Origin of the sequence: Staphylococcus argensis, assembly GCF_002902305.1 — a bacterium.
Lineage (GTDB): Bacteria > Bacillota > Bacilli > Staphylococcales > Staphylococcaceae > Staphylococcus > Staphylococcus argensis.
This window is the reverse complement of the sequence record NZ_PPPX01000016.1, coordinates 320561-343932: the sequence shown is the minus strand read 5'-3', so window position 1 is coordinate 343932 and position 23372 is coordinate 320561. Positions and strand designations below refer to the sequence as shown.

The window sequence follows — 23372 nt, the reverse complement described above, 5'->3', positions numbered from 1 at the left end:
TATTGAATACTTTCTTAAAACATATAAGCCAGCTTAAAGATTTATTATCCGAATTACATGAAGAAGCATTTGAGAAATTGCAAAATAGTAGAGGCAATCAGAAGTATTACAACATTACACTTTTACTTATAAAAACGCTACTCTTTAAATTAATTAAAAACAAAGCATTTTGGAAGAAAGAAACTGATAACGGTTTAGTTGAAATGAATGATCGAGAAATAATTGAGACATTGTTATTGTGGAGAAATGAGATTAATATAGACAATTTAAATATATCTCAACGTATGGAAGAGATGTATATAAATGTGGGAGACAACGTGATAGAAATAGCAGGCTTGATTAATCGATTTGTTAGAGGTAATGAGGATGAAATAGAAGTTGAAAAATTTCAAAGTTTTAATAGTGATGTTGAACTCGTAATATATAAATTAGTTAATAGACATCCATGGTTATTGACTAAAATGCTTAACGAACCGTATCATTCCACTACTTTAAATAAACAGATTGATGAAGCTATATTAGATACTTATGAAGTAAGCCAACTTGTGAACAGTTGAATAAAGCTGTTGAGTATATAATAGAACAGAAAAGAAAGAGTAAATAATCTTCTTTCTCTCCCCCCCTCAGGTAAGCCTCCGGGTTGTCTGAAGTAAGCATGCGCTCTGCATAAAAACCCTTGTTTTTAGTACAATATAGGAAGATAAATGATTTGGCATCTCTTTTCGAAAGGAAAGGGGTGCTTTTCTAATGGAGGTATAGTCTATGGCATATTTATATCTTTTAGCTGCAATCGTCATGGAAATCTTAGCAACCAGTCTATTGAAACTTTCGTCTGGTTTTACGAAGTTATGGCCGACGATGGGCACAATTGTTACATTTTTATTCTGTATTTATTTACTAGGATTAACGATGCGAGATTTACCACTTAACGTCGCTTATGCGAGCTGGTGTGGGCTTGGTTTAGTACTTACTACTTTAGTTTCTATCTTATTTTTCAAAGAACAAGTGAATCTCGTAAGCGTCATTTCTCTAATCTTAATCATAGTAGGTGTAGTAATGTTGAATCTGTTTGGCTCAAATTCTTAAATTGCACCCGTTATTCTTCTAATTTCTCCACTTTTTCTAAAAGAGTTGCTGAAACTACTGGCGTTGAAGTTTGTTCTTCGTGATGCGCTTGAAGAAATGCTTCAGGCGTCGTCCCAATGATTTTAGTAAAGGCCTTTAAGAAACTGGAATAACTCGGAAAATGATAGGCTTTCCAAATATCAGTAATCTTATAGCCTTGAAAGAGATCTCTACATATATGTTGAATTTTAATCTTTTTAATATACTTAATCAGCGTTATATCCATGCTTTCGGAGAATTTTCGCGAAAGGTAACTTTGATTCACATAGAAATCTTGCGCAATTTGTTTCAGCGAAAGTTGAGATTTGTAGTGACTATTAATGTAATCAATCACTTGTTGCACTGTTTCAGGCAGCTTCTTCTGCGTCGCATGAGTATACACATCCAGCTCTGTATTATGAATCCAGTTAATGAGTCGAATTAACTGGATTTCTGCTTCAAATGACTCATGATTAACGATATTTTTAACCAAAGTAATAAACGCATCTTTAATACAATCTTTAGCTTCTTCGAGTTGAGTATTTTGCAAATCACTATTGATAAAAGTAAAGCGGTTGTAGGTGTAGGCATTAACGACGAGCGCGGCCACACTCGCATGATTCAACTCAAAATAGAGCGTACTTTGTGAGTTGGTAATAATAATTTCTCCCGCACGATAAGTCTCACTTGCCTGATCCGATTGTAATAGCACGGTACCTTCAACGACTAAATATATATAAATACTATCGAGCGAACTCGTGAATTCTTGTTGACTAAATGATTGCGTGTGATGCGATAGTGTATAACTCAAATTAAAATCCCCTTAGATAGTACTTTTCTGAATAAAACAATTCCTTAAAGAGACACAGAAATTTATAAATTTCAAAGAATTTGTTTAACATCTAGTATTTTAACAAGTTTCGGAATTAAATTCTCGTGTGAGCTAATATCATTCGAACTTAAGTGAAGATAAATTAACTCTTGATCATGAATCATAGGTAATCCAAATGAAAATAATTGGGCTAGTATAATAATAGTCAATTAAAAAGCGTGACTTTATTTACTGATTTACTATAAAAATTTTACCTCTTTGGTTGCGCGCGTCTTAAAAGCAAACAATTTGGATATACTGAATTAATGTATCGATTAATAAAGTGGAGGTATCATATCAGATGAAAGACAAAAGAAGATTCGACTTCATACCCAATCGATTAAATAAATATTCTATACGTAAATTCTCAGTAGGGATCGCCTCTATACTTGTAGGTGCAACCCTCTTTTTCGGATTAAACAATGAAGCGAAAGCCGACGAAGTTAATGTGACAAGTGAACATGGTAATAGTAACGGTGAGAACGCCTCATCCACAGGTGAAGATGAGACTGATCACACACAAACTCAAGCAACAGATCAAAGTGAGGACTCAACTCCCGAAGCATCACAAGAGACGCAAGAGCAGACAACGCCTCAGGATGACAATGCAGATACTAATGATACAACAGATCAAGCTCAATCAGATGACAGTGATGAGACTTCAGATAAAAGTAACCTAGAATCAGAAGATGCTCAGAATGAAGCATCAGAATCGGCTGCTGAAGATAAAGCGTCCGAGGGTCAACAAGACAACTCAGCGCATAGCACAGAAGAAGATAATGTAGATCACGAAGATGCGGCGCAACAAAATCAAGAAGAGGATAGCCATGCCTCTGAAACATCTCAACAAGATGAAGATGATGACGACACTACAAAAGACGAAAATGATCAGTCACACGAGAATAAAGCGTCTTCAGAAGATAAAGCGCAAGATAACGAAACGTCTTCCAATGATTCTGATGACCAAGCACAAGACGACAAAGCGTCCGCAGACAAAAAGGATCATGCAGAATCTGACAACAAGGATACTGATGCATCAAAAAGTAAAGAAACTGCGAAATCTGACAAAACAACTGAACAATCAAAGGACCAAGCTACATCAAATAAAAATGACACATCAGCATCAAATCATTCCACAGAAACTGATAAATCTGTAGGGAAGGATGTCTTAAATCAGAAGTCAGAGAAAGCATCAAATAGTTCAGAAACTGCGTCAGCTACACGCGAAGAAGAAGTGAAAGTAAGTGCAGATTCAGATGAACTAGATACGTTAGCGGAAGATGCTGAGACACCAGAAGAGCTCTATGAAAAGATTAAGAACCTCTCTTCTGATATGGATAAGTCTAAAGCTTTAGCAACACTTCAAAGTCGTGCATCAAGCTCACCAATATTCCGTCAAGCTTATGCGGCGACAGCCTCTAACGAGAAATATAATGGTAGAATTATCGACTTTGACGATCCATTAGTGAAAAAAGTAGACCAACCGAACACTGCCTTAGCACCATCAGATATTAACTTTTCACCACGTTTTAAAGAAGGGAAAAGTAAATCTTACGCCTTTATTATCGATAAAGACGGTAAGGTGTCTAAAAAGCAATTAGCTACGAGAAATAATGATGACATTCGTGCGTATAAAGGTAACTACATTCGACTTAACAACGATAATCCTGAAGCCTATGTATACTTCAGTGACATCGGAGTGGCTAATGGTAAGACAGTCGATGCACTCGCGCACGTAACAATGAATCCTTCTGAGAATGGTGACCGTAACAATACGCGTTATTTCATGACGTCAGGAACAGATGTGCTCTCACTTTTATCAGACAGTGGTGGCGGTGCGCACGTTGACTTATCATTCTATCAACATGCGGATCAGTCGAAATACGACGATTATTACAACCAAACTGATACAAAGTCATTGACGAAGAATCAACTGTTTGATGATTTGGTATCAATGAATCACAAGAAGAGGAAAGTAAGTGGATTGTTTAACGTTTATGACTTAGATGATTATGACAAGAACAAGGCACAAGATGTACGTAAATCCATTACTTTTAACCGTAATGAAATCGACAACCTATACATCAGTAACGAGAAAGGTAAGGAAGCGACGTCCCTCCTTGAGCTTGATGGCGACGATGTAACGATTACTTCAGGCCCAGGTGCGGCATCTGGCACGTATGAGAACAACAAACGTGTGACGGTGTCTTACTTAGATAAGAGTGACATTTCCTATACGATGACTGGCCGTGGTTCAAGTGGTCCAGCCTTTGACGTTAAAGGTCTATTGTTGAAACAAATTCCACCATACAATACGGATCAGCGTGCTTCTGCTAGCAAAGGAGACGCTCAGCTCGATATCACACAAGAAATTCCAGCACGAGATGTGGACAAGAAAGCGACTTTACCAAGCAATTTAAGTATTGGTGTCGAAGTGCCTGAAGGAATTCGTCTCGCTTTAGAAGAGAACGCGGATAGTCTATTTACATCAGATAGCTCTCAAAGTAGTACGAATAAACTTTCTATCGTCCCAGGCATGAATGGTAAAAAGGATTTAAGCCTTTTAGAAAAACAGAAATATTATGATACTATTCAGAACTTAACACTCACGTTGACACATGGCTTATCTTTATCAGACGTGGAAAATAATACAGACAAATGGACGAAGCTCAAAGATTATTACAATAAAGACAGTGAAACGTTGAAAGTGCCAGTCAAATGGTCATTTAATAATGGTGACAAATCATGGGATGACTTGGAAACAGATGTCGCGCATGCGAATCTGAAATTGCCTGAAGATGTGAAAGCATTAATCAATCAAATTAATGACGCAGAGGAAGCGGTTGAAGCAGCGAAACGTGCAGATCAAGATGCGAAAGATCAGTTACAAGATGCAAATTCTGATCAGCTCATCACACCTGGTGAGCATGATAAATTGATCGAAGCTCGCGATAACGCCCGCGACAAGAAAGCTGAAGCGCAACGCAAAGTGGATGCGCTACCACAGGCTCAGAAGAGAGACTTACCAGATCAGCTCGCACGTCTCACAGGTATTGATGTGCCAGACGTGAACGACGCCAACGAGAACGGGGTAGATGATAAGATTGATGCTCAACGTGAAGAGGCAGAACATGCGGTTGAAGCGGCTAAAAATGCAGACCAAGCCGCACAAGATAAGTTAAAAGAAGCGAATGCGGACGGCTTAATTACGCCAGATGAGCACGAAGCGCTTGAGAAAGCAGCTCAGGATGCTGCCGATGCTAAGCAGAATGCACAGGATAAAGTTAGTGTGTTACCAGACGATCAGAAAGGCGACATGCCAAGTGAATTGGATAAATTGAATGGTATTGATGTGCCTGAAGTAAATGATTCTGACTCAAATGGCATTAGTGATGATATTGATCAGCAACGCGAGGAAGCAAAAGCAGCGGTTGAAGCAGCTAAGAATGCAGATCAAACTGCACAAGATAAGTTGAAAGAAGCGAATGCGGACGGCTTAATTACGCCAGATGAGCATGAAGCGTTAGAAAAAGCAAATCAGGACGCAGCGGAAGCTAAGCAAAATGCACAGGATAAAGTCGATGCACTTCCTAGCGATCAGCGAGGAGATATGCCATCAGACTTAGAAAAACTACATGGTATCGATATTCCAGATGTGAATGACTCCGATGCGAATGGCGTAAATGATGAAATCGACGCGCAACGTGAAGAAGCTCAAAATGCCGTTAACGCGGCTAAGAAGGCGGATCAAGCTGCGCAAGATAAGCTGAAAGAGGCAAATGCCGATGGACTAATTACACCGGATGAACATGATGCCCTTGAAAAAGCGAATCAAGATGCGGCGGAAGCTAAGCAGAATGCGCAAGAAAAAGTCGATGCATTGCCTAGTGATCAGCGCGGAGAAATGCCGAGCGAACTTGAGCAGCTCCATGGCATCGACGTTCCAGACATCAACGACTCCGATGCGAATGGCGTAAATGATGAAATCGACGCGCAACGAGAAGAGGCTCAAAGTGCTGTAGATGCAGCTAAAAACGCAGATCAAGCTGCCCAAGACAAGCTTAAAGAAGCGAATGCAGATGGTCTAATCACACCAGATGAACATGAAGCACTTGAGAAAGCAAACCAAGATGCGGCGGATGCCAAGCAGAATGCGCAGGACAAGGTAGATGCACTTCCTAGCGATCAACGAGGAGACATGCCAAGTGAATTAGATAATTTACATGGCATCGACATCCCAGATGTAAATGACTCTGACGCAAATGGCGTATCTGACGAGGTAGATAGACAACGAGAAGAGGCTCAAAGTGCCGTAGATGCAGCTAAGAACGCAGATCAAGCTGCTCAAGATAAATTGAAAGAGGCCAATGCAGATGGTTTAATTACTCCTGACGAACATGAGGCACTTGAGAAAGCGAACCAAGATGCGGCTGAAGCTAAGCAGAATGCACAGGATAAAGTTGATGCACTTCCTAGCGACCAACGTGGAAACATGCCATCAGATTTAGAAAAACTTCATGGTATTGATGTACCGGAGGTGAATGATTCCGATGCGAATGGCGTATCTGACGATGTAGATAAACAAAGAGAAGAGGCTCAAAGTGCCGTTAACGCGGCTAAAAGCGCAGACCAAGCCGCTCAAGATAAATTGAAAGAGGCCAACGCAGATGGATTAATTACACCAGATGAGCATGATGCACTCGAAAAGGCAAATCAAACCGCAACAGATGCTAAACAGAATGCGCAAGAGAAAGTGGATGCGTTGCCTTCTGACCAACGAGGCGAAATGCCGTCAGATTTAGAAAAACTACATGGCATTGATGTACCTGATGTGAATGACTCAGACGCAAATGGTGTGTCTGATGACGTGGATAAACAGCGCGAAGAGGCTCAAGCAGCTGTAGATGCAGCTAAGAATGCGAATCAAACTGCACAAGATAAGTTGAAAGAAGCGAATGCGGACGGCTTAATTACACCAGACGAGCATGAAGCTTTAGAACAGGCTAATCAAAAAGCAGCTGATGCTAAGCAAAACGCGCAGGGTAAAGTAGATGCACTGCCAAGTGATCAACGAGGTGACATGCCTTCAGATTTAGATAAACTTCACGGTATTGATGTACCTGATGTGAATGACTCAGACGCAAATGGTGTGTCTGATGACGTGGATAAACAGCGCGAAGAGGCTCAAGCAGCTGTAGATGCAGCTAAGAATGCGAATCAAACTGCACAAGATAAGTTGAAAGAAGCGAATGCGGACGGCTTAATTACACCAGACGAGCATGACGCACTAGAGAAAGCGAACCAAGATGCGGCGGAAGCCAAGCAGAATGCACAGGATAAAGTAGATGCATTACCTAGTGACCAACGAGGTGAGATGCCAAGCGAACTTGATAAGCTCCATGGCATCGACGTCTCAGATGTTAATGATTCTGATGCGAATGGCGTAAATGATGAAATCGACGCGCAACGTGAAGAAGCTCAAGCAGCAGTCGATGCAGTTAAGAATGCAGATCAAGCTGCACAAGATAAGTTGAAAGAAGCGAATGCGGACGGTCTAATCACACCAGATGAACATGAAGCGTTAGAAAAAGTGAATCAAGACGCAGCAGATGCCAAACAGAATGCGCAAGTCAAAGTGGATGCACTTCCTAGTGACCAACGCGGCGATATGCCAGCCGAGCTTGAGAATCTTCATGGTATCAATATTCCAGATGTGAGCGATTCAGATTCAAATGGCGTATCTGATGATGTGGATCAGCAACGTGAGGGAGCGCAAGCGGCTGTAGATGCAGCCAAAAGCGCAGACCAAGCAGCCCAAGATAAACTCAAAGAAGTGCAAGCGGATGGACTTATTACGCTAGAAGAGCACGACGCACTAGAGAAAGCGAATCAAGATGCGGCAGACGCTAAGAAAAATGCGCAAGATAAAGTAGATGCGTTGCCTTCTGACCAACGAGGCGACATGCCAGAAGAACTCAACAAACTACATGGCATTAATGTGCCAGACGTAAATGACTCAGATTCAAATGGCGTGTCCGATGATATTGATAAGCAACGAGAAGAGGCTCAAGCAGCACTTGACGCAGCTAAAAATTCAGACCAAGCCGCTCAAGATAAGTTGAAAGAAGCGAATGCGGACGGTCTAATCACGCCAGACGAACATGAGTCGCTAGAACAGGCTAATCAAAAAACGGCGGACGCTAAGCAGAATGCACAAGAAAAAGTAGATGCACTGCCAAGTGACCAACGCGGCGATATGCCAAGTAAACTCAATCAACTACATGGCATCGATGTACCAGATATCGACGATTCAGACGCGAACGGAGTGTCTGATGATGTGGATAAGCAACGAGAAGAGGCTCAAAGTTCCGTAGACGCAGCTAAACACGCAGATCAAGCCGCGCAAGATAAGCTGAAAGAGGCAAATGCAGATGGTTTAATTACGCCAGACGAACATGACACCCTAGAGAAGGCGAATCAAGATGCGGCCGATGCCAAGAAGAATGCGCAGGAAAAAGTGGATGCCTTACCTAGTGACCAACGCGGAGACATGCCATCAGACTTAGAAAAACTACACGGTATTGATGTGCCAGATGTGAACGATTCCGATTCAAACGGTGTGTCCGATGACGTTGATAACCAACGTGAAGAAGCACAAGCAGCTGTGGATGCAGCTAAAAGTGCAGATCAAGCCGCACAAGATAAATTGAAAGAAGCAAATGCGGATGACTTAATTACGCCGGATGAACATGAAGCACTTGAAAAAGCTAAACAAGCCGCTGCGGAAGCTAAGCAAAACGCACAGGATAAAGTAGATGCGTTGCCTTCTGACCAACGCGGAGACATGCCAGAAGAACTCGATAATCTTCATGGCATCGACATCCCTGATGTGAACGATTCAGACTCAAACGGTGTGTCCGATGACGTAGACACTCAACGAGAAGAAGCGCAAGCAGCAGTTGATGCAGCTAAACATGCAGATCAAGCAGCACAAGATAAACTCAAAGAAGCAAATGCGGACGGTCTAATCACGCTAGACGAACGTGAAGCTTTAGAAAAAGCAAATCAGGACGCTGCGGAAGCTAAGCAGAATGCACAAGACAAAGTCGATGCATTACCATCAGACCAACGCGGCGAAATGCCAGCTGAACTCGACAAGCTTCATGGTATCGACGTACCAGACGTGAACGATTCAGACGCAAACGGTGTGTCTGATGACGTAGACACTCAACGAGAAGAAGCGCAAGCAGCAGTCGATGCAGCCAAACACGCAGATCAAGCCGCACAAGATAAGCTCAAAGAAGCGAATGCGGACGGTCTAATCACGCCAGCCGAACGTGAAGCTTTAGAAAAAGCGAACCAAGCCGCAGCTGAAGCTAAGCAGAATGCACAGGATAAAGTTGATGCATTACCGTCAGATCAACGCGGAGATATGCCAAGCGAACTCGATCAACTACATGGCATCGACATCCCTGACGTAAATGACTCAGACTCAAACGGTGTGTCCGATGACGTTGATAACCAACGCGAAGAAGCGCAAGCGGCAGTCGATGCAGCTAAGAATGCAAATCAAGCTGCACAAGATAAGTTGAAAGAAGCAAATGCAGATGGGCTAATCACACCAGATGAACATGAAGCTTTAGAAAAAGCTAATCAAGATGCAGCCGACGCTAAGAAAAACGCGCAAGACAAAGTCGATGCATTACCATCAGATCAACGAGGTAATATGCCATCTGAACTCGACAAGCTTCACGGTATCGACGTACCAGACGTGAACGATTCAGACTCAAACGGTGTGGCTGACTCTATTGACCAACAACGCAACGAAGCTCAACAAGCAATCGACGCAGCTAAACGTGCTGATCAAGCTGCGCAAGACAAGCTGAAAGAAGCGCAAGCAGACGGAATTATCACGCCTGCCGAGCATGACGAACTGGAAAAAGCGAACCAAGATGCAGCCAATGCTAAACAGGCAGCCCAAGACAAGGTCAATGCTCTTCCTGATGCTCAGAAAGGCAACTTACAACCAGAACTCGACAAACTTCATGGCATTGAAGTTCCTGAAGTTAGTGAGCCAGAACCAGAAAAGCCAGAACCAAATAACCCAGATCAACCATCACAACCACAGCCGTCTCAGGATCACTCTAGCGACATGCATCATTCTACACATCAAGATCAACCAGCAACTCATACGAGTGATCAACCTGGTGGCAGCACAACTGGCCAAACACGACCAACAGTAGATCAAGCTCAACATGCAGTGGATCAAGCACAGCAAGCAGATCACAATGCGAAAGAGCAATTACAACAAGCGATGGCAGATCAAGTAATAACAACTGATGAACAACACGACTTAGATCAAGCTCAACAATCTGTAATAGCAGCTAAGCAACAGGCACAAGCTCAAATAGATCAACTACCAGCTCAAGAACAATCAGCATTGCAAGCCGAACTTGATACAGTAACTAATATCGAATTACCTTCGACTGGAGCACATCCAGCAGGTACGACACCGCAATCACCGAGTCATACAACGTCTCAAGATGAAGACGCATTACCTGACACTGGTGAGCAATCAACAAGTCGAGGCACGATATTAGGTTCAATGACAGCTCTTATTGGTTCACTATTCTTGTTTAGAAAAAGAAGAAAAGATAAAGAAGAGCAATAATATTAGTTAGAGCTCCCTCCTCATATGGAGGGAGTTTTTTAGTATGTATAGTTGTAAATGTACTGTTTAGCGAAGTGGGCATGTTAAGTGAATTATTTAATCTTTATATGTTATTAAAATAGCCGAACGAGTCCCTCTCATCATCGAGTTACTCATTCGGCTACTTTTATGCCCATTCTCAAGTATACATTTCTTTAATTTTAACAGGCTTACCGCCATTTAATCTTGAAGTTTCAGCCGCAAAGGCCATGAGATGACTCTTGAGCGACTCTCTCGCTGAAGTGAGGCTCGGTGTCTGACTTTCTTCAAACGCATGAACCTGACGTACGAAATGTCTCATCAATTCTGTGTCACTACCGCCATGTCCTGAGTTCGAAACATTCACAGTAACTTGTTTCTGATCACCTGTTATAAAATCAGATACTGTAAATTGATTCGTCATCCATTTTCCAGAAATTTCGCCTTTAGTGCCGTTAATTTGTACTACGCGTGTATTATCGTGGGTAAGACCACACATCGAGAACACAGCAGTCTCGCCACCTTCAAATTCCATATTTACTACTTGATGATCCACCACGTTGTTATCCGAGCGATACACACACTTACCATAAGGACCTTCTTTAAGAGCTTCAATAATACCTTCTCTAGAAACATCATTAGTTACTTTACGTGCCCAATTGGAGTCACTTAAGTAGAAATCTGGAGCGTAATACGGGCATTGATCAGCAACTGCACAGCCATCTAAACAATATTCAGTTGAACCCTGAGGGGCATTGTCTTTTTTAAAAAGTGAGAGTGAACCATATGAATTAATAGATTTACAGTCACTATCTATTAACCAAGAAATGATATCCATATCATGACAAGATTTTTGTAAAATCATAGGGCTCGCTAAATCAGAATTACGCCAATTTCCACGCACATAACTATGCGCCATATGTAAATGTCCTATGTTCTCATTGAGCTGAATAGAAATGACCTTCCCGATATCACCACGATCAATACATTCTTTAATCGCAGACCAGAAAGGGCTGTAACGCATGACATGACAAATTGTTAATAATCGATTATTCTGTTCAGCGACTTTCGTCATTTCAACACACTCTTCGCGATTCGGTGACATCGGCTTTTCAAGCAGCACATGATACCCCTTATTTAACGCTGCGATTGCCGGTTCGTAATGCAATTGATCTTGCATACAAATGACCATCACATCAGCCATTTTAGACTGACCTAAGACGTCTCTCCAGTCTGCATAACGTTGACTTTCTTTAATATGATGTTCTTCTGCAAAGTAGTCACGTCGCACTTTATCAGGATCAGCAACAGCCACAAATTCTATTTCGTTAGGATGATCTAAGCTGTACGGGCCATACGCATAAGCCCCTCTGTCCCCTGCGCCAAGTAATACAGCTGTTAATTTCTTCATACAAATTCTCCCCATTTCACCCATATATGATAGTTAACAGTTAGTGTGACTCACCGCTTATTTTCATAAAAATACTATCCAACCTCATCTAAAAAGTCAATAACAGTTAATGCAGAATAAAACTTTGTTATGTAAAAAATATCTAAAGATGGAGGAAGCGTAAAAACATATTCTCTTGCGCTTAGACGACAATTATCGCTAATATTGAACTATACATAAGAAAAGGGGATTCTCATCATGTTTGGAAAGTTGAAGTCAACAGCAACCTCTTCTGCATTAGCATTAACAGGCGCGACGTTTCTCGGCGTTTCAGCAGGTCTCGGAGCAGGAGTGAAAGGACTACATCAATTAGATAAGAAAGTTAGAGATAAGTGGTATCAGCTATGGGCGACCAAAGATGAACTTTAAGGATGGCAAGCTAAATAGCTACTACACCATCTTTGCGAAATACTTTGATATTCCTTCAATTCTTGGGATTATGGGCGCTATTTCGTCATTTATGTTCTACAAGAAATATTATGTAGTCAGTCTATGGGTGCTCGGTGTTGTAGGGTCTGCAGGTGTCGTAGGCTTTATACAGAAAAATACTATCCAACGCTCCCGTCCATTCCAACATCTTGTACAAGATACAGGATATTCATTCCCAAGCGGTCATGCCGTTGCGAGCAGTGTCTTCTTCTCACTCATCACACTCGTACTCGTGCCCGTGATTAAAAGTCCTATAGCACAAGCAGTCACACTACCGGAAGTCTTAGCAACTTGGTTAAGCATCATTATGAGTCGATTCTACTTCCATGCACACTTTCTCACAGATGTGATTAGTGGCGTCGCATTCGGATCTTTCTGGGTACTCCTGTGTACAAAAGTTTATAAATGGCTACTACATCAAGACTTTCCATTTATGAGAGTAGGAAAGACATTCTATATGAAATAGTAAAAATCAAGGCATACCCCGAAGTAAGGAGTATGCCTTTACTACTCATAATCCACATGCATCTTATATGGCTGTCTCCCCACCACGAAGCGGCACACCCGGAACTGTCTCAACAACAATCCTACACCAATACAAATTCCCAGTGTAAACAGAAGCGCTAAAGCCAAGAAGACGAGCGTCATATCCGTAAACGCCGCAAAATAATTATAAAGCGAATCAATAATAATCGGATGCAGCAAATAGATAAAGAACGAGAACGTACTAATAAGCTGAACTGACGAATAGAACAGTGTGTTGAAATGGGTAGCGACACCTAAGAGCAGTAAGAACATCACTGAACTATAGCACATCAGACCTGCGCTGAAACTCGTGACATACCAATAAACGTGATGGCTGAAAACGACAAATCCTAAATAGCTAAGAATTGCAACGCCCAGCACAATAAAGATATGTAAGTTTAAAAATTGAATAATTTGATGATAACGACGGCCGATATATCTTCCCATGAAAAAGAAGAAGATCCAACCTAGAATGCACGTATTTTCACTAAAAGGATAAAAAGCTGTGAAATATTTAGCGAAAACCGCATTCTCGTTATAAAGATGCAAGAAGCTAAATTGTACGATAAAGCTAAGTACCAATACTATTTTACTATCAAAAATACGTGGCGACCCTTTATACACTAAGTAACTAAGAACGAAGAACTGCATGATAATCAGGATAAAATAGCCATGCCAATGTCCTAAAATCACACTTTTCCACCATTCTTCTGTAAACGTATTACCTGTAATCTTATGCTCGCTATAGGCATAGAAAGTACCTACGAGGATGTAAGGACACAAGATGTATTTGACTCGTTTCCAAAGATAGTGACGGTCGACCGTCTTATAATTTAAGGTAGTGAGCAGTTGAGACAAGATAATAAAGCTAGGTGTAGCAAAGATAATGATATTTTGAATGTAATAAAGCAATTTGAGCTCTGATGTCTCGCTATCTTCTACATGTCCCATGTATTGAGTGAGAATATGTACGAGAACGATTAAGATACAGATGAATGCTCGGAAATAGGTTAATTCTGTCTTGAAATGAGTCATGAGTGAAATCCTGTCCACCCCTTGATGAGTCGTTCAAATGAATCGCGACTCACTAATATGCGGGGTATTTTGTAATTATTGCATGTCGGTTCAATCACTTTGTCGACTTCTGTAAAGCCGTAGTGAATGCCGTTTCCTTCGAGTACTTCGATGTTGCGTTCGTTCAATTTGCCATAAGGATAGGCAATACTTTGATTATCTTCATTAAAATGTTTCTTTAAGAAAGCTTTGCTGGCCTGAATATCTGAGTTTAAGACGGGTTTTGAGACGGATGTCATGTTGGCGTTCTTACCTTTTAACCCATGTAAGTCGTGGGAGTGAGAGCTAAAGTTCCATAAACCTGAACAGTGGAGTTCTTTAAGTTCTGCTAATGTGAGTAAATCAAGATTATGAAAATCGTGATCACCTACATGCCCAGTGATGAGAAATCCAGTGGCCGGGATGTCATATTTCTTAAGAATGGGTTGAGCATTATACAAGGTCGTTTCATCCATGTCATCAAAGCTAATCCATACACTTCGAGGAGGAAAGTGACCTTGTGCTTTATACTTTAAAAGTTCAGCTTCCGTGAGAAAGTGTGCGTCATGAGCGTGAAGCCACGCCATTTGTGCCTCAAATTCTCGTTTCGTCACACTATAAGTGTTAAGTTCTTTACTATTTGAGAACCATTGCATAAAGCGTTCGAGTAAGCTGCCGTCTCGAACTCGATGGTAAGTGAGTGCGATAGCTGCATTAGGATTTGAACTTAATTCGGATGGTGTAGCCGCTGCTTTGGCAGGACTTGTACATATTATTTCGCATAAGCATAGGAGGAGAGTGAGACAGATAATAAAGCACTTATGTACGTTTCTCAAAGTTAGTAGCCTCTTTTACCACATACAAATCTCTGCACAATATAACAAGTCGTAAATATCACTATGGCTATCAGTGAGAATAAAAGCATCGTGCGCAGGAGCTGTTCAATGTCACTCGCCTCTAAATTCAAAGTCACGCGTGTTAATAAGACGGAAGGGGAGTGTGACCGCACCATAGTTCCTACAAAAAGGATAAAGGCGATGATGCAGTAGAGCCAGAACCCTAAGCTGAATATTAAGATGACACCTTCGCGTAGAAGATTTAAACCGAGATGCGCTATTCTTCGTTTCGACGTTCCGGACTTGTCCATGTTGCAAATGCTCCTTTCTTTCGACGCAATGCTTTCGGTAATGCTACGATGGCAACTAAAGCATTGAGTAGCCAGTAGAATACGGGATACCAACTTAAAAAGATAAATGTAATCAGATTGAGTTTCTCATAGCGACTGTCGATGAGAAGGGAGACGGTGAACTGTAAGACGTTGATAAATGTCAGGACGAGTGCCGGCAACAGAATGAGTGTAAATTGGTATTCTAGATAGTAAATATCTAAGAAATTGATATGTAGTATCATCCAACATAAAGCACCGATAATCCAATAAACCCATATTAAAGATAACGTTTGTTCAATAATCAGTGTGAAGAGCGGGATATTAATCGCTGTTAACCCGCGTTTCCAGTCGCGAATCAGTACTTCCTGCCCACCTTGTGCCCAGCGAATACGTTGCTTCCATAAATCACCAATCGTTTCTGGTACCAACATCCAGCAGAGCGCGCGTGGTTCATACTTGATCGTGTATTTATGTAAGTGAAATTTCCAGGAAATCGCAATATCTTCTGTAATCATGTCAATATCCCATTTGCCGACGTGTTCCACCGCACTTTTACGAAAGAGTGTAAAGACCCCAGAAATCGTATTGATCTTACCTATGACGGATTGGGCACGTTTAATCCCACCGACCATACTCGTGTATTCGATTGCTTGAATCTTACCGAGTAGCGATTTCTTGTTACGAATACGCGGATTGCCTGTGACTGCTGCCAATTGACTATCATTTTTAAAATGCTGAATCATGTAATACGGTCCATCATTATCGATAATCGTATCTGCATCGATACCCATTACATAATCAAATTTCGCATGATTAATCCCTTCATTAAGTGCATTTGCCTTCCCTTTGTTATCCCGTAAATTAATAAATTTAAAATCAATTTCTTGAGCGAGCTGTTCTAATATACGAGCTGAATGATCTGAACTCCCATCGTTAATGACGATAATCTCTTTGTTAGGAAATTCTAAGTTATAGACATTCAATATCGTATCTTTAATCGTCGTTTCTTCGTTATAGCAAGGAATGAGAAAGGAGATACCCATGTCACCGATATCCTTGTCGACTTTACGCTTTAACTTACGTTCGTAACAAGCGACGTAGTACACGGTACCTACAATCCAATAAATGGACATAAAGAGCGGATACATCAGTGGAAATAGTAAGATGTCCATCATGTTCTGTTCTACCTTCCGTTAATCAGTCAATTGAATTGTAATACACTTAAATCAAAATTACAATCGCTAAACTATTAAATTGATGTTACGCAAAACAATAATAATATTAACTAGTAATTAATTTATTTCTCAACTTTTGTTTATGGAATTAAAGTGCGATTTGTGAGGTAGAATAAAATTATTGAGAGTAAACCTACTTTAAATAGTAATGAACTAGGAATTTAAACCTACTTTATAATAATGCGTCTCTTTTGCATTAGCAACGTAAAGAAAAGTTGTTTAAATCAGAGTAGTGTTTAAATGGATAAATATTTTAGTATTTTTGTGAATAAGTTGTTTGTTTTTACTGTTACCGACAAAAGATATAGAATATAATATAGTAATCAATAAATTTAAGAACAGTCACATTTAATGAACTAGCATCAAAATTCAATAAAACGTTAAGTGGTAGGGATTTTGATTAGGGAATCATTTGTGAGGTAATGCACTCAGAAGAGGTTGTAATTACCGTTAGAAGACCCATATAAGCCCTATGTCTCTACAAAATCAAATATTAGATGAAATTCGTTTCAGGAGGGACGCGAGGGTGTTACAACAACTTAAACAACGCCTAGTGAAGCAATTTGTCGTTCAAAGTGTTTATCTAGGCGAAGAATATATCACTATAGATTGTACATATAAGAACTTTCTACGCTTTAATGCGCAACAACTGACTATTACGGCAAATGGTCAACCGATTGATTTCGAAGTGACTTCTCACTCACGTAATGCGTTAGTACTTCAGCTACCTACTCATATTCTTCATAGCACTCAATCACAATTACATATTGCTTTAGCGCATAATGGCAAGCGTTTATGGTTACAAGCAGGCAATCGTCTTGAGGTGATGCAAGGCCTGAACGGTGGTCTGTATCAACTCGAAGTGGATCAGCAGATTGTGCTTCAGCATTTACAACTAGGTTATACGTACATCAACGAACCTTGCCCGGTGCATTTTAGTAAGGCTGGGGATGAGCTCGAAGTGACAGATAGCTCAAGTCATTCAACGTCGATCGAAGCATTGGTACTGTTGAACTCTCAACATATGAAGACGTTGGACTGTCATGCTGGCAAGGTCAATGTCGCTTATATTCAAGAGGAAATCGCGCGAGAAGCGTTCTATTTGTATGCGGTAAAAGGGCTTGAACTGTATCCAGTTGAAGTCTTAAAGCCGCTGACATTCAAGCGTTATTTCATGCAGTATCATCTGAGTCGAAATGTACTCACTATCAACCGTGTATTCTACGAAGTGTCTGACGTTCAAATAACGCAGTTGGCCGACGAGAACCATCTTAATATTGCGTTTGAAACGCCATATACGATGCAACATGAGGATGAAGTTCAACTCGGTATCGTCGACGTGAACTACAGTCAGGTGCAGTTCTTAGATACGACGATTGGCTTAAATAAGGTATCTGCGAAATTAGATTTATCGACGATTGAAAGTGTTAAGACGAAGAAAGTCTTTATCTGCATTAATGAACATACGTATCTCTTGACGGCAGAGTCGGTGAAATTCAAGACGTTCCACACTTTAGAAGATGAGATTTATCAATTAAATATCAATAGCCGTAACGGTATGACGTTAAAATATCGCAAACCGAAGTTCAAAGTTGGTGTAAATTCGTATGACGACCAGCATTTAAATATTTATTTCCAACCGCATGCAGTCTATCAACATTGTCATTATTATTTAACATTTGAAGAGCGAGAGTCAGAACTGACGTGGTCACAGCCGATTGAACGTGGTGAACAAAGTGTGTCACTCGATTATCAACGCTTGTCAGAACTGCTAACGAAGAAGAAATCGATCATCGATGTGTTCGTGACAGTTTATGATGGTGAGACGTTGGTGAGAAAGCAGAAGATTAAATACAAGACAGGTATTTATAAAAAAGATAAAGTTCAAACACTAGTCGAGCAAGCCATTGGAGAGCGCACCGTCTACTTTATGATGACGCTCACACCTTTTAAAAATATCAAATTTGAAACGTTCGATTTATCAACTCGTGAATTACAAATATTGAATGACAATAATGTTAAAAATAGTAATATTTGGATGATTGGCGAACGTACGGATACTGCGCAAGAAAGTGGTATTCACATGTTCAAGTGGTTACAAGAACACACGGATGTGGAAGCGTATTACGTCATCGATGAAACGTCTGAAGACTATACGGGCATTCAACATTTAGATCACGTGTTACGTTTCGGTTCAGAAGAACACCTCCGTATCGCACCACAAGCACAAGTACTCATGTGTACGCACGATATCGAGAACATTATGCCCTATAAAGCAGCTCCTGGTTTCTGGGGTTACGAAGATACGACTAAGATCTTCCTTCAACATGGTGTGCTTGGGCGTAAAAATGTGGAATATCATCGTAAGTATTATGAATCACCGTTTGATTTATTTAATGTCTCAAGCGACTACGAGAAACGAGATGTCGTAATGCACGAGATGGGCTATAAAGATGAGGAAGTAGCTGTCACAGGCTTACCACGCTTTGACCGTCTACCGCTAGAACCTCGTAAAGAGGTTAAGCATGTGTTAATCATGCCGACATGGCGCGATTGGTTGAACTCTACAGAGGCTTTTACACACAGTGAGTATTTAAAGCGCTACATGAGTTTGATTAATAATGAGCAATTGTTGAAGTTGAGTGAACAGTATCAACTTGAATTGAATTTCTATCCGCATTATCGTGCGCAAAGTTTCTTTAAGATGTACTTAGAGGACAACGCGGCGTCGCAAGTCAATTATGTTGAGCTCGGTAAAGAAACTGTGCAGGATTTACTGATCAATCACGATTTACTCATTACGGATTATAGTTCTGTCAGCTTCGATTTCTCTTATATGAACAAGCCTGTGCTGTTCTACCACTTTGACGTGGCGCAGTTCTTTAGAAAGGGCATCTTAAGACCGATTAACGATACCTTTATCGGTGACATTGCTTATTCTGAAAATGAGCTGATTTATAACATTGAGGCTGCGCTGAAACGTACACACGGCCCAATAGGCGATCGAAATCTTATTTTTAACCATATTGATCATCATAATTGCGAGCGCGTGTATGAAGCGATTATGACGAAGGTACAAGAACATTAGAGGAGCTAGAGAGATGATAGAATTAGTTAAATTTAATGTGAACTACGGTTCAATTCAAGAACAATTACCACAACAACTCGTCTTTACCGTGCGTAATGAGAAGACATGGCGCATTCAATCTTCCCAACTTGATGGGTCAGAGTTTAAGTTAGGAAAGACTGCTTATCCAGATGGACTCATTGCGATATTTGAATATCAAGAAAGTGTTTATTATGTACATGCGAAAAATCATAAAGTGTACTGTACACCGTATTTGAATAATAAGACGGAAGGCAGTCTCAATATTTCAATTCAAGCATTACATGAGCGCTTTGAAGTGACGCCGACAGAGTTAAGTTATCGGATTAGAGATACGTACAACGATGTCGCAGTTGAACTCGATTATAGCACGCTATTCGAGGTAGGACGTAAGCCATGGATTACAGATGAGGTTAATCGTGAGGGCAACCCTGCGATTTTTATTAAAATCCAGTACGAGTCTGACTTTACTTTCTTAGAATATACACATGCTAAGCGTGATTTTTCTTTTAAAACCCACCATATCGATGTAATTTCAGATTCTGAACTCCAATTCGACTTTAATAGTGCGAACGAGCTAGTAGTACAGACTTCTACACATCAACAACGCATTCGTCTCAGTAATTTGAAAAGAGAAAAAGATGCACGTCTAGATGATGACTTTTTACGCCATCAAACACGTCCAGTTTATTTAAAATTAGATAATCAACTATATATTATCAGTTATCGTAATGGTAAGCTCAGCATTAAGACGGACAAAGAGAACGACTTGCTTTATCAACGTAGTGAGGTTAAAGTGCAGAAGTCACTGCGACATATAGTCTTTAGTGGTCAAATTGATTATCATGCGACGATTCAACCTACCGAACTGGTGACGAAATCAGGGGAGTTACTCGGTAAAGTGAAGTGGTCACGCTCGGGTCAGTTTGAGGCGAAAGTGAAGATTAAGCAGTTGCCACACCTTACTCAAATTCATAACACCGTATTTATGGCGTTGAATGGTAAGATGGTTCATCCACTCCATCAAATGAAACAGTTAAATGACCAAGCGAAAGTTGTGCGTACATTTAACTATAAAGGTCATGCGATCATCATTCGTCGAAATGCGGCGAATAACTTATCGATTGGCAACCTGCCAGCATTGAAGATTTATCAACCGTGGTATAAGTGGAAGATTAGTATGGCGGCGAAAGTGGCGCCAGTCGTTAAGTTCTTGATGGGACGTCGTAATGTGAATGTCTATTTTGAAAAAGAAGCTTCTAAAGCCGTAGAATCTGGTAAATATGTGTTTGAAGCGGCAGCCAGTGATCGTAGCACGAAAGCGACGAATCGCTTTATCTTAGATCGCACATCTCCGCAATATAAAGAGATGAAGAAGAAGTGGGGCAAGAAGATTGTTGAGCGCTTTAGCTTTAAAAACTATTTATATGTTTTCCTCGCGGATTACTTTATTGCCAGTGAATTGAGTAATCATGCGATTAACACACGCATTTTCAATGATCGCTTAAATCGTAAAATTCAAGCGACACCGCTGTATTTCTTGCAACATGGTATTACATTTTTAAAACCACGTGGAGATTCGAAAAATGTAGGATTCCACAAAAAGAACATGACCAACAATGTGGTGAAATCTGTCGTAAGTTCAGAAGTTGAAGCTAAAATCTTTAATGAATTAGGGTATAACGATTTCGAATTGATGAAAACGGGTATGCCGAAATTCGACAATGCCCAACTCGCTCCGAATGCCAACAAGATTACTTACATGCCAACTTGGCGTCCGTGGGAAGAATCAGCTGTCGTGAACGGTGACATTAAGAAGACGACGTATTATCAATCTATGGTAGAAGTGATTCGAGCGTTTGAACAAGCTGGATTGCTAGATCGTTTACAAATCGCAGCCCACAACAAATTTGCGCACTATGCGAAGGATTTATTTAAAGACTATGCCGATTTATTTGTCGAAGATCCGACAGATACATTGAAGAATTCTGTAATCTATATCACTGATATTTCTTCGATTATCTTTGATGCGATTAATCATGGTGCTTTCCCAATCTTCTATTGGAAAGAGTTTGATGACATTATTGCCAAGCATGGAGGAACGACGCCGGCTAATCGCGATAACGTGCCAGGTGTAGTGGCTGATGATGAGCACGAACTCGTCGCATTAGTGCAGAAAGCGATAAATACAAATTATCATTTACCGGAAAAAGTACGTCATAATTACCGTCAAATCAACGAATTTAATGATAATCGCAATACTGCACGTGTCATTCAAGAATTAAAAAATGACAAAGTACTATAAGTTTGAAAATAGTGGAGATTGTTATATAAAACATTAAAAATGCGCTAGTGGAGGGGGGGATCAGCCCTTGCACTAGCGCATATTCTTATGCTTATTTATCGTCGTTTTTATGATGGGTTTTATCTTCTTTTTTATCTGGTGAATAGTCAACGCCTTTCGTATACTCATTGGATGCATCCCAGAGCAAGAATTCGTTAATACCGTGGTCTTTTAATGCTTGAATTTGATCTTGTACAGCTTGAGCATCGTATTCTTTATAGTTACCTTCACCGAGATAGCTTGCTGTGAAATCTTGTAACCAAGGACGAGATTGTGGTTGGTGTTTTCCAGCTTTTTTCAACACATCATGTTCACGATCTAAATATTTATCGACAGTTTTGTATGGTTCGAGGTCAGGATGAGCAATGCCGAAATCATTTGGACTCCAGTGAGATGGATAGACCATTGAAGAAATCACATCGACATTACCCGCAATTTTAGGGAAACTTTGACCAATACCTGGTGCTTCTTCAACAGTTGCTGAATAACCGAATACGTCTGCACCAGTCTTCACATCCAATTTATGTAATGATTTGCGTGCAGTTTTTAAGAAATCAGTGATTGTCTCAACGCGTTGTTGTGTATGGTCTGTATCGTCGCCTTTATATTTACCGTTAGAGTATGAAAGTTCGGTGTCCATGTTCTCGAAACCTTCTGGGAAGCGGACGTAGTCGAATTGTACTTCTTGGAAACCGGCGTTTGCGGCAGCTTTAGCCACGTTAATATTGTAATCCCAGACTTTTTTACTAAAAGGATTGATAAACTTGTCGCCGCCGTCACTTTCCCAAACTTCGCCATCTTTCTTCTTGAAAGACCATTCAGGATGTTCTTCAGCGAGTTTAGAATCTTTAAGAGTTACGATGCGCGCAATGGAATAAATGTGATTCTGCTTTAACGTCTTCATCAATTTCTTCAAATTAACACTCTCTTGGGTATTCTTCTGAATTAATTTATTATCAGAACTTAAGTTCATCGTGATATTTCCGCTATCATCTTTCACATCGATGACCATCGTATTTAAGTCAGTGTCATTAATAAAGTCGATGAGTTCATCAAACTTCTTGCCTTTAAGTGAATTTGGAGTTACATAAATCCCTTTAACTCCATCTTTAGGATATTTCACTTCATTTTTCTTCGCTTGTTCTGATTTAGCTGAGTGCTGTTTATCAGATTTCGAATCATCTGTTGTACTACAGGCAGATAGCACGAGCACACTGGCAGCGAGTGCAGTCAACAAACGTTTCATTTTACGTCATCCCCTTAGTTTGATTTAAGAAGTTATTTAATGTACTGATGAAATGAATAACTTCTGCTTAATTATATTTTATATAAACCATAGAAGTTCAACAATTATTGAATCGTTTTGTCACAATAAATATAAAAAGGGAGTGAGACAGA

The 23372-nt window shown here is 40.4% G+C and carries 14 protein-coding genes and 1 pseudogene; 8 read left to right on the top strand and 7 right to left on the bottom strand.

Annotated elements, in window-relative coordinates; all coding sequences use genetic code 11:
• The first annotated feature begins 2 nt into the window (after positions 1 to 2).
• Both CD039_RS10455 and CD039_RS10450 read left to right on the top strand, forming a co-directional pair.
• The gene (locus tag CD039_RS10455) at positions 3 to 557 is read left to right on the top strand and encodes a hypothetical protein (RefSeq protein WP_103372267.1); all 555 of its coding nucleotides are present in this window, start codon (positions 3 to 5) and stop codon (positions 555 to 557) included.
• A 205-nt stretch (positions 558 to 762) separates the two neighbouring features.
• Positions 763 to 1086 carry a DMT family transporter gene (locus CD039_RS10450; protein ID WP_002470909.1) on the top strand — a complete coding sequence of 108 codons (324 nt, stop codon included), beginning with the start codon at positions 763 to 765 and terminating at the stop codon, positions 1084 to 1086.
• A gap of 10 nt (positions 1087 to 1096) precedes the next feature.
• On the opposite strand, the gene CD039_RS10445 is transcribed toward CD039_RS10450, so the two are convergent.
• Positions 1097 to 1915, bottom strand: a complete 819-nt coding sequence (locus tag CD039_RS10445) for a helix-turn-helix transcriptional regulator (RefSeq protein WP_103372266.1) — start codon at positions 1913 to 1915, stop codon at positions 1097 to 1099.
• Between the two features lie 361 nt (positions 1916 to 2276).
• On the opposite strand from CD039_RS10445, the pseudogene CD039_RS12295 reads away from it, so the two are divergent.
• Positions 2277 to 2405 (top strand): annotated as a pseudogene (locus CD039_RS12295) (YSIRK-type signal peptide-containing protein); the annotation flags it as partial.
• A 903-nt stretch (positions 2406 to 3308) separates the two neighbouring features.
• Positions 3309 to 10646, top strand: a complete 7338-nt coding sequence (locus CD039_RS10440; RefSeq protein WP_420853097.1) for a GA-like domain-containing protein — start codon at positions 3309 to 3311, stop codon at positions 10644 to 10646.
• Positions 10647 to 10824: 178 nt separating this feature from the next.
• On the opposite strand, the gene CD039_RS10435 is transcribed toward CD039_RS10440, so the two are convergent.
• Entirely contained in the window at positions 10825 to 12075 is a 1251-nt protein-coding gene (locus tag CD039_RS10435) for a Gfo/Idh/MocA family oxidoreductase (protein WP_103372264.1), read from the bottom strand.
• A gap of 237 nt (positions 12076 to 12312) precedes the next feature.
• On the opposite strand from CD039_RS10435, the gene CD039_RS11915 reads away from it, so the two are divergent.
• Both CD039_RS11915 and CD039_RS10430 read left to right on the top strand, forming a co-directional pair.
• The gene (locus tag CD039_RS11915) at positions 12313 to 12483 is read left to right on the top strand and encodes a hypothetical protein (RefSeq protein ID WP_167386267.1); all 171 of its coding nucleotides are present in this window, start codon (positions 12313 to 12315) and stop codon (positions 12481 to 12483) included.
• Entirely contained in the window at positions 12473 to 13009 is a 537-nt protein-coding gene (locus CD039_RS10430; RefSeq protein ID WP_103372263.1) for a phosphatase PAP2 family protein, read from the top strand. Before CD039_RS11915 ends, CD039_RS10430 begins: the two co-directional genes overlap by 11 nt.
• A 41-nt stretch (positions 13010 to 13050) precedes the next feature.
• Here CD039_RS10430 and icaC read toward each other — a convergent pair whose 3' ends face one another.
• The 4 genes from icaC to pgaC are packed head-to-tail and all read right to left on the bottom strand — an operon-like array spanning position 13051 to position 16461.
• Entirely contained in the window at positions 13051 to 14103 is a 1053-nt protein-coding gene (icaC, locus tag CD039_RS10425) for a polysaccharide intercellular adhesin biosynthesis/export protein IcaC (protein ID WP_103372262.1), read from the bottom strand.
• Entirely contained in the window at positions 14100 to 14957 is an 858-nt protein-coding gene (gene icaB, locus CD039_RS10420; protein ID WP_240595153.1) for an intercellular adhesin biosynthesis polysaccharide N-deacetylase, read from the bottom strand. The genes icaC and icaB overlap by 4 nt, the downstream gene beginning before the upstream one ends.
• Before the next feature lie 2 nt (positions 14958 to 14959).
• Positions 14960 to 15268, bottom strand: coding sequence for an intracellular adhesion protein IcaD (gene icaD, locus CD039_RS10415; protein WP_103372261.1), 309 nt, complete (start codon positions 15266 to 15268; stop codon positions 14960 to 14962).
• Positions 15235 to 16461, bottom strand: coding sequence for a poly-beta-1,6-N-acetyl-D-glucosamine synthase (gene pgaC / locus CD039_RS10410; RefSeq protein ID WP_103372411.1), 1227 nt, complete (start codon positions 16459 to 16461; stop codon positions 15235 to 15237). The genes icaD and pgaC overlap by 34 nt, the downstream gene beginning before the upstream one ends.
• 589 nt (positions 16462 to 17050) lie before the next feature.
• Between pgaC and CD039_RS10405 the strand changes: the two genes are divergently transcribed.
• Both CD039_RS10405 and CD039_RS10400 read left to right on the top strand, forming a co-directional pair.
• Positions 17051 to 19612, top strand: a complete 2562-nt coding sequence (locus CD039_RS10405; RefSeq protein ID WP_103372260.1) for a CDP-glycerol glycerophosphotransferase family protein — start codon at positions 17051 to 17053, stop codon at positions 19610 to 19612.
• Positions 19613 to 19625: 13 nt separating this feature from the next.
• Positions 19626 to 21935, top strand: coding sequence for a CDP-glycerol glycerophosphotransferase family protein (locus CD039_RS10400; RefSeq protein ID WP_103372259.1), 2310 nt, complete (start codon positions 19626 to 19628; stop codon positions 21933 to 21935).
• Between the two features lie 91 nt (positions 21936 to 22026).
• Here CD039_RS10400 and CD039_RS10395 read toward each other — a convergent pair whose 3' ends face one another.
• Positions 22027 to 23220: a putative glycoside hydrolase gene (locus CD039_RS10395; RefSeq protein ID WP_103372258.1), complete on the bottom strand. Its 1194-nt coding sequence runs from the start codon at positions 23218 to 23220 to the stop codon at positions 22027 to 22029.
• Positions 23221 to 23372 lie beyond the last annotated feature (152 nt).

Excerpts from the sequence above, each read along its gene's own strand:
- CD039_RS10450 (WP_002470909.1), top strand. The coding sequence starts at position 763 with ATGGCATATTTATATCTTTTAGCTGCAATCGTCATGGAAATCTTAGCA.
- CD039_RS10440 (WP_420853097.1), top strand. The coding sequence starts at position 3,309 with ATGGATAAGTCTAAAGCTTTAGCAACACTTCAAAGTCGTGCATCAAGC.
- CD039_RS10435 (WP_103372264.1), bottom strand. The coding sequence starts at position 12,075 with ATGAAGAAATTAACAGCTGTATTACTTGGCGCAGGGGACAGAGGGGCT.
- CD039_RS11915 (WP_167386267.1), top strand. The coding sequence starts at position 12,313 with ATGTTTGGAAAGTTGAAGTCAACAGCAACCTCTTCTGCATTAGCATTA.
- CD039_RS10430 (WP_103372263.1), top strand. The coding sequence starts at position 12,473 with ATGAACTTTAAGGATGGCAAGCTAAATAGCTACTACACCATCTTTGCG.
- icaC (WP_103372262.1), bottom strand. The coding sequence starts at position 14,103 with ATGACTCATTTCAAGACAGAATTAACCTATTTCCGAGCATTCATCTGT.
- icaD (WP_103372261.1), bottom strand. The coding sequence starts at position 15,268 with ATGGACAAGTCCGGAACGTCGAAACGAAGAATAGCGCATCTCGGTTTA.
- pgaC (WP_103372411.1), bottom strand. The coding sequence starts at position 16,461 with ATGGACATCTTACTATTTCCACTGATGTATCCGCTCTTTATGTCCATT.
- CD039_RS10400 (WP_103372259.1), top strand. The coding sequence starts at position 19,626 with ATGATAGAATTAGTTAAATTTAATGTGAACTACGGTTCAATTCAAGAA.
- CD039_RS10395 (WP_103372258.1), bottom strand. The coding sequence starts at position 23,220 with ATGAAACGTTTGTTGACTGCACTCGCTGCCAGTGTGCTCGTGCTATCT.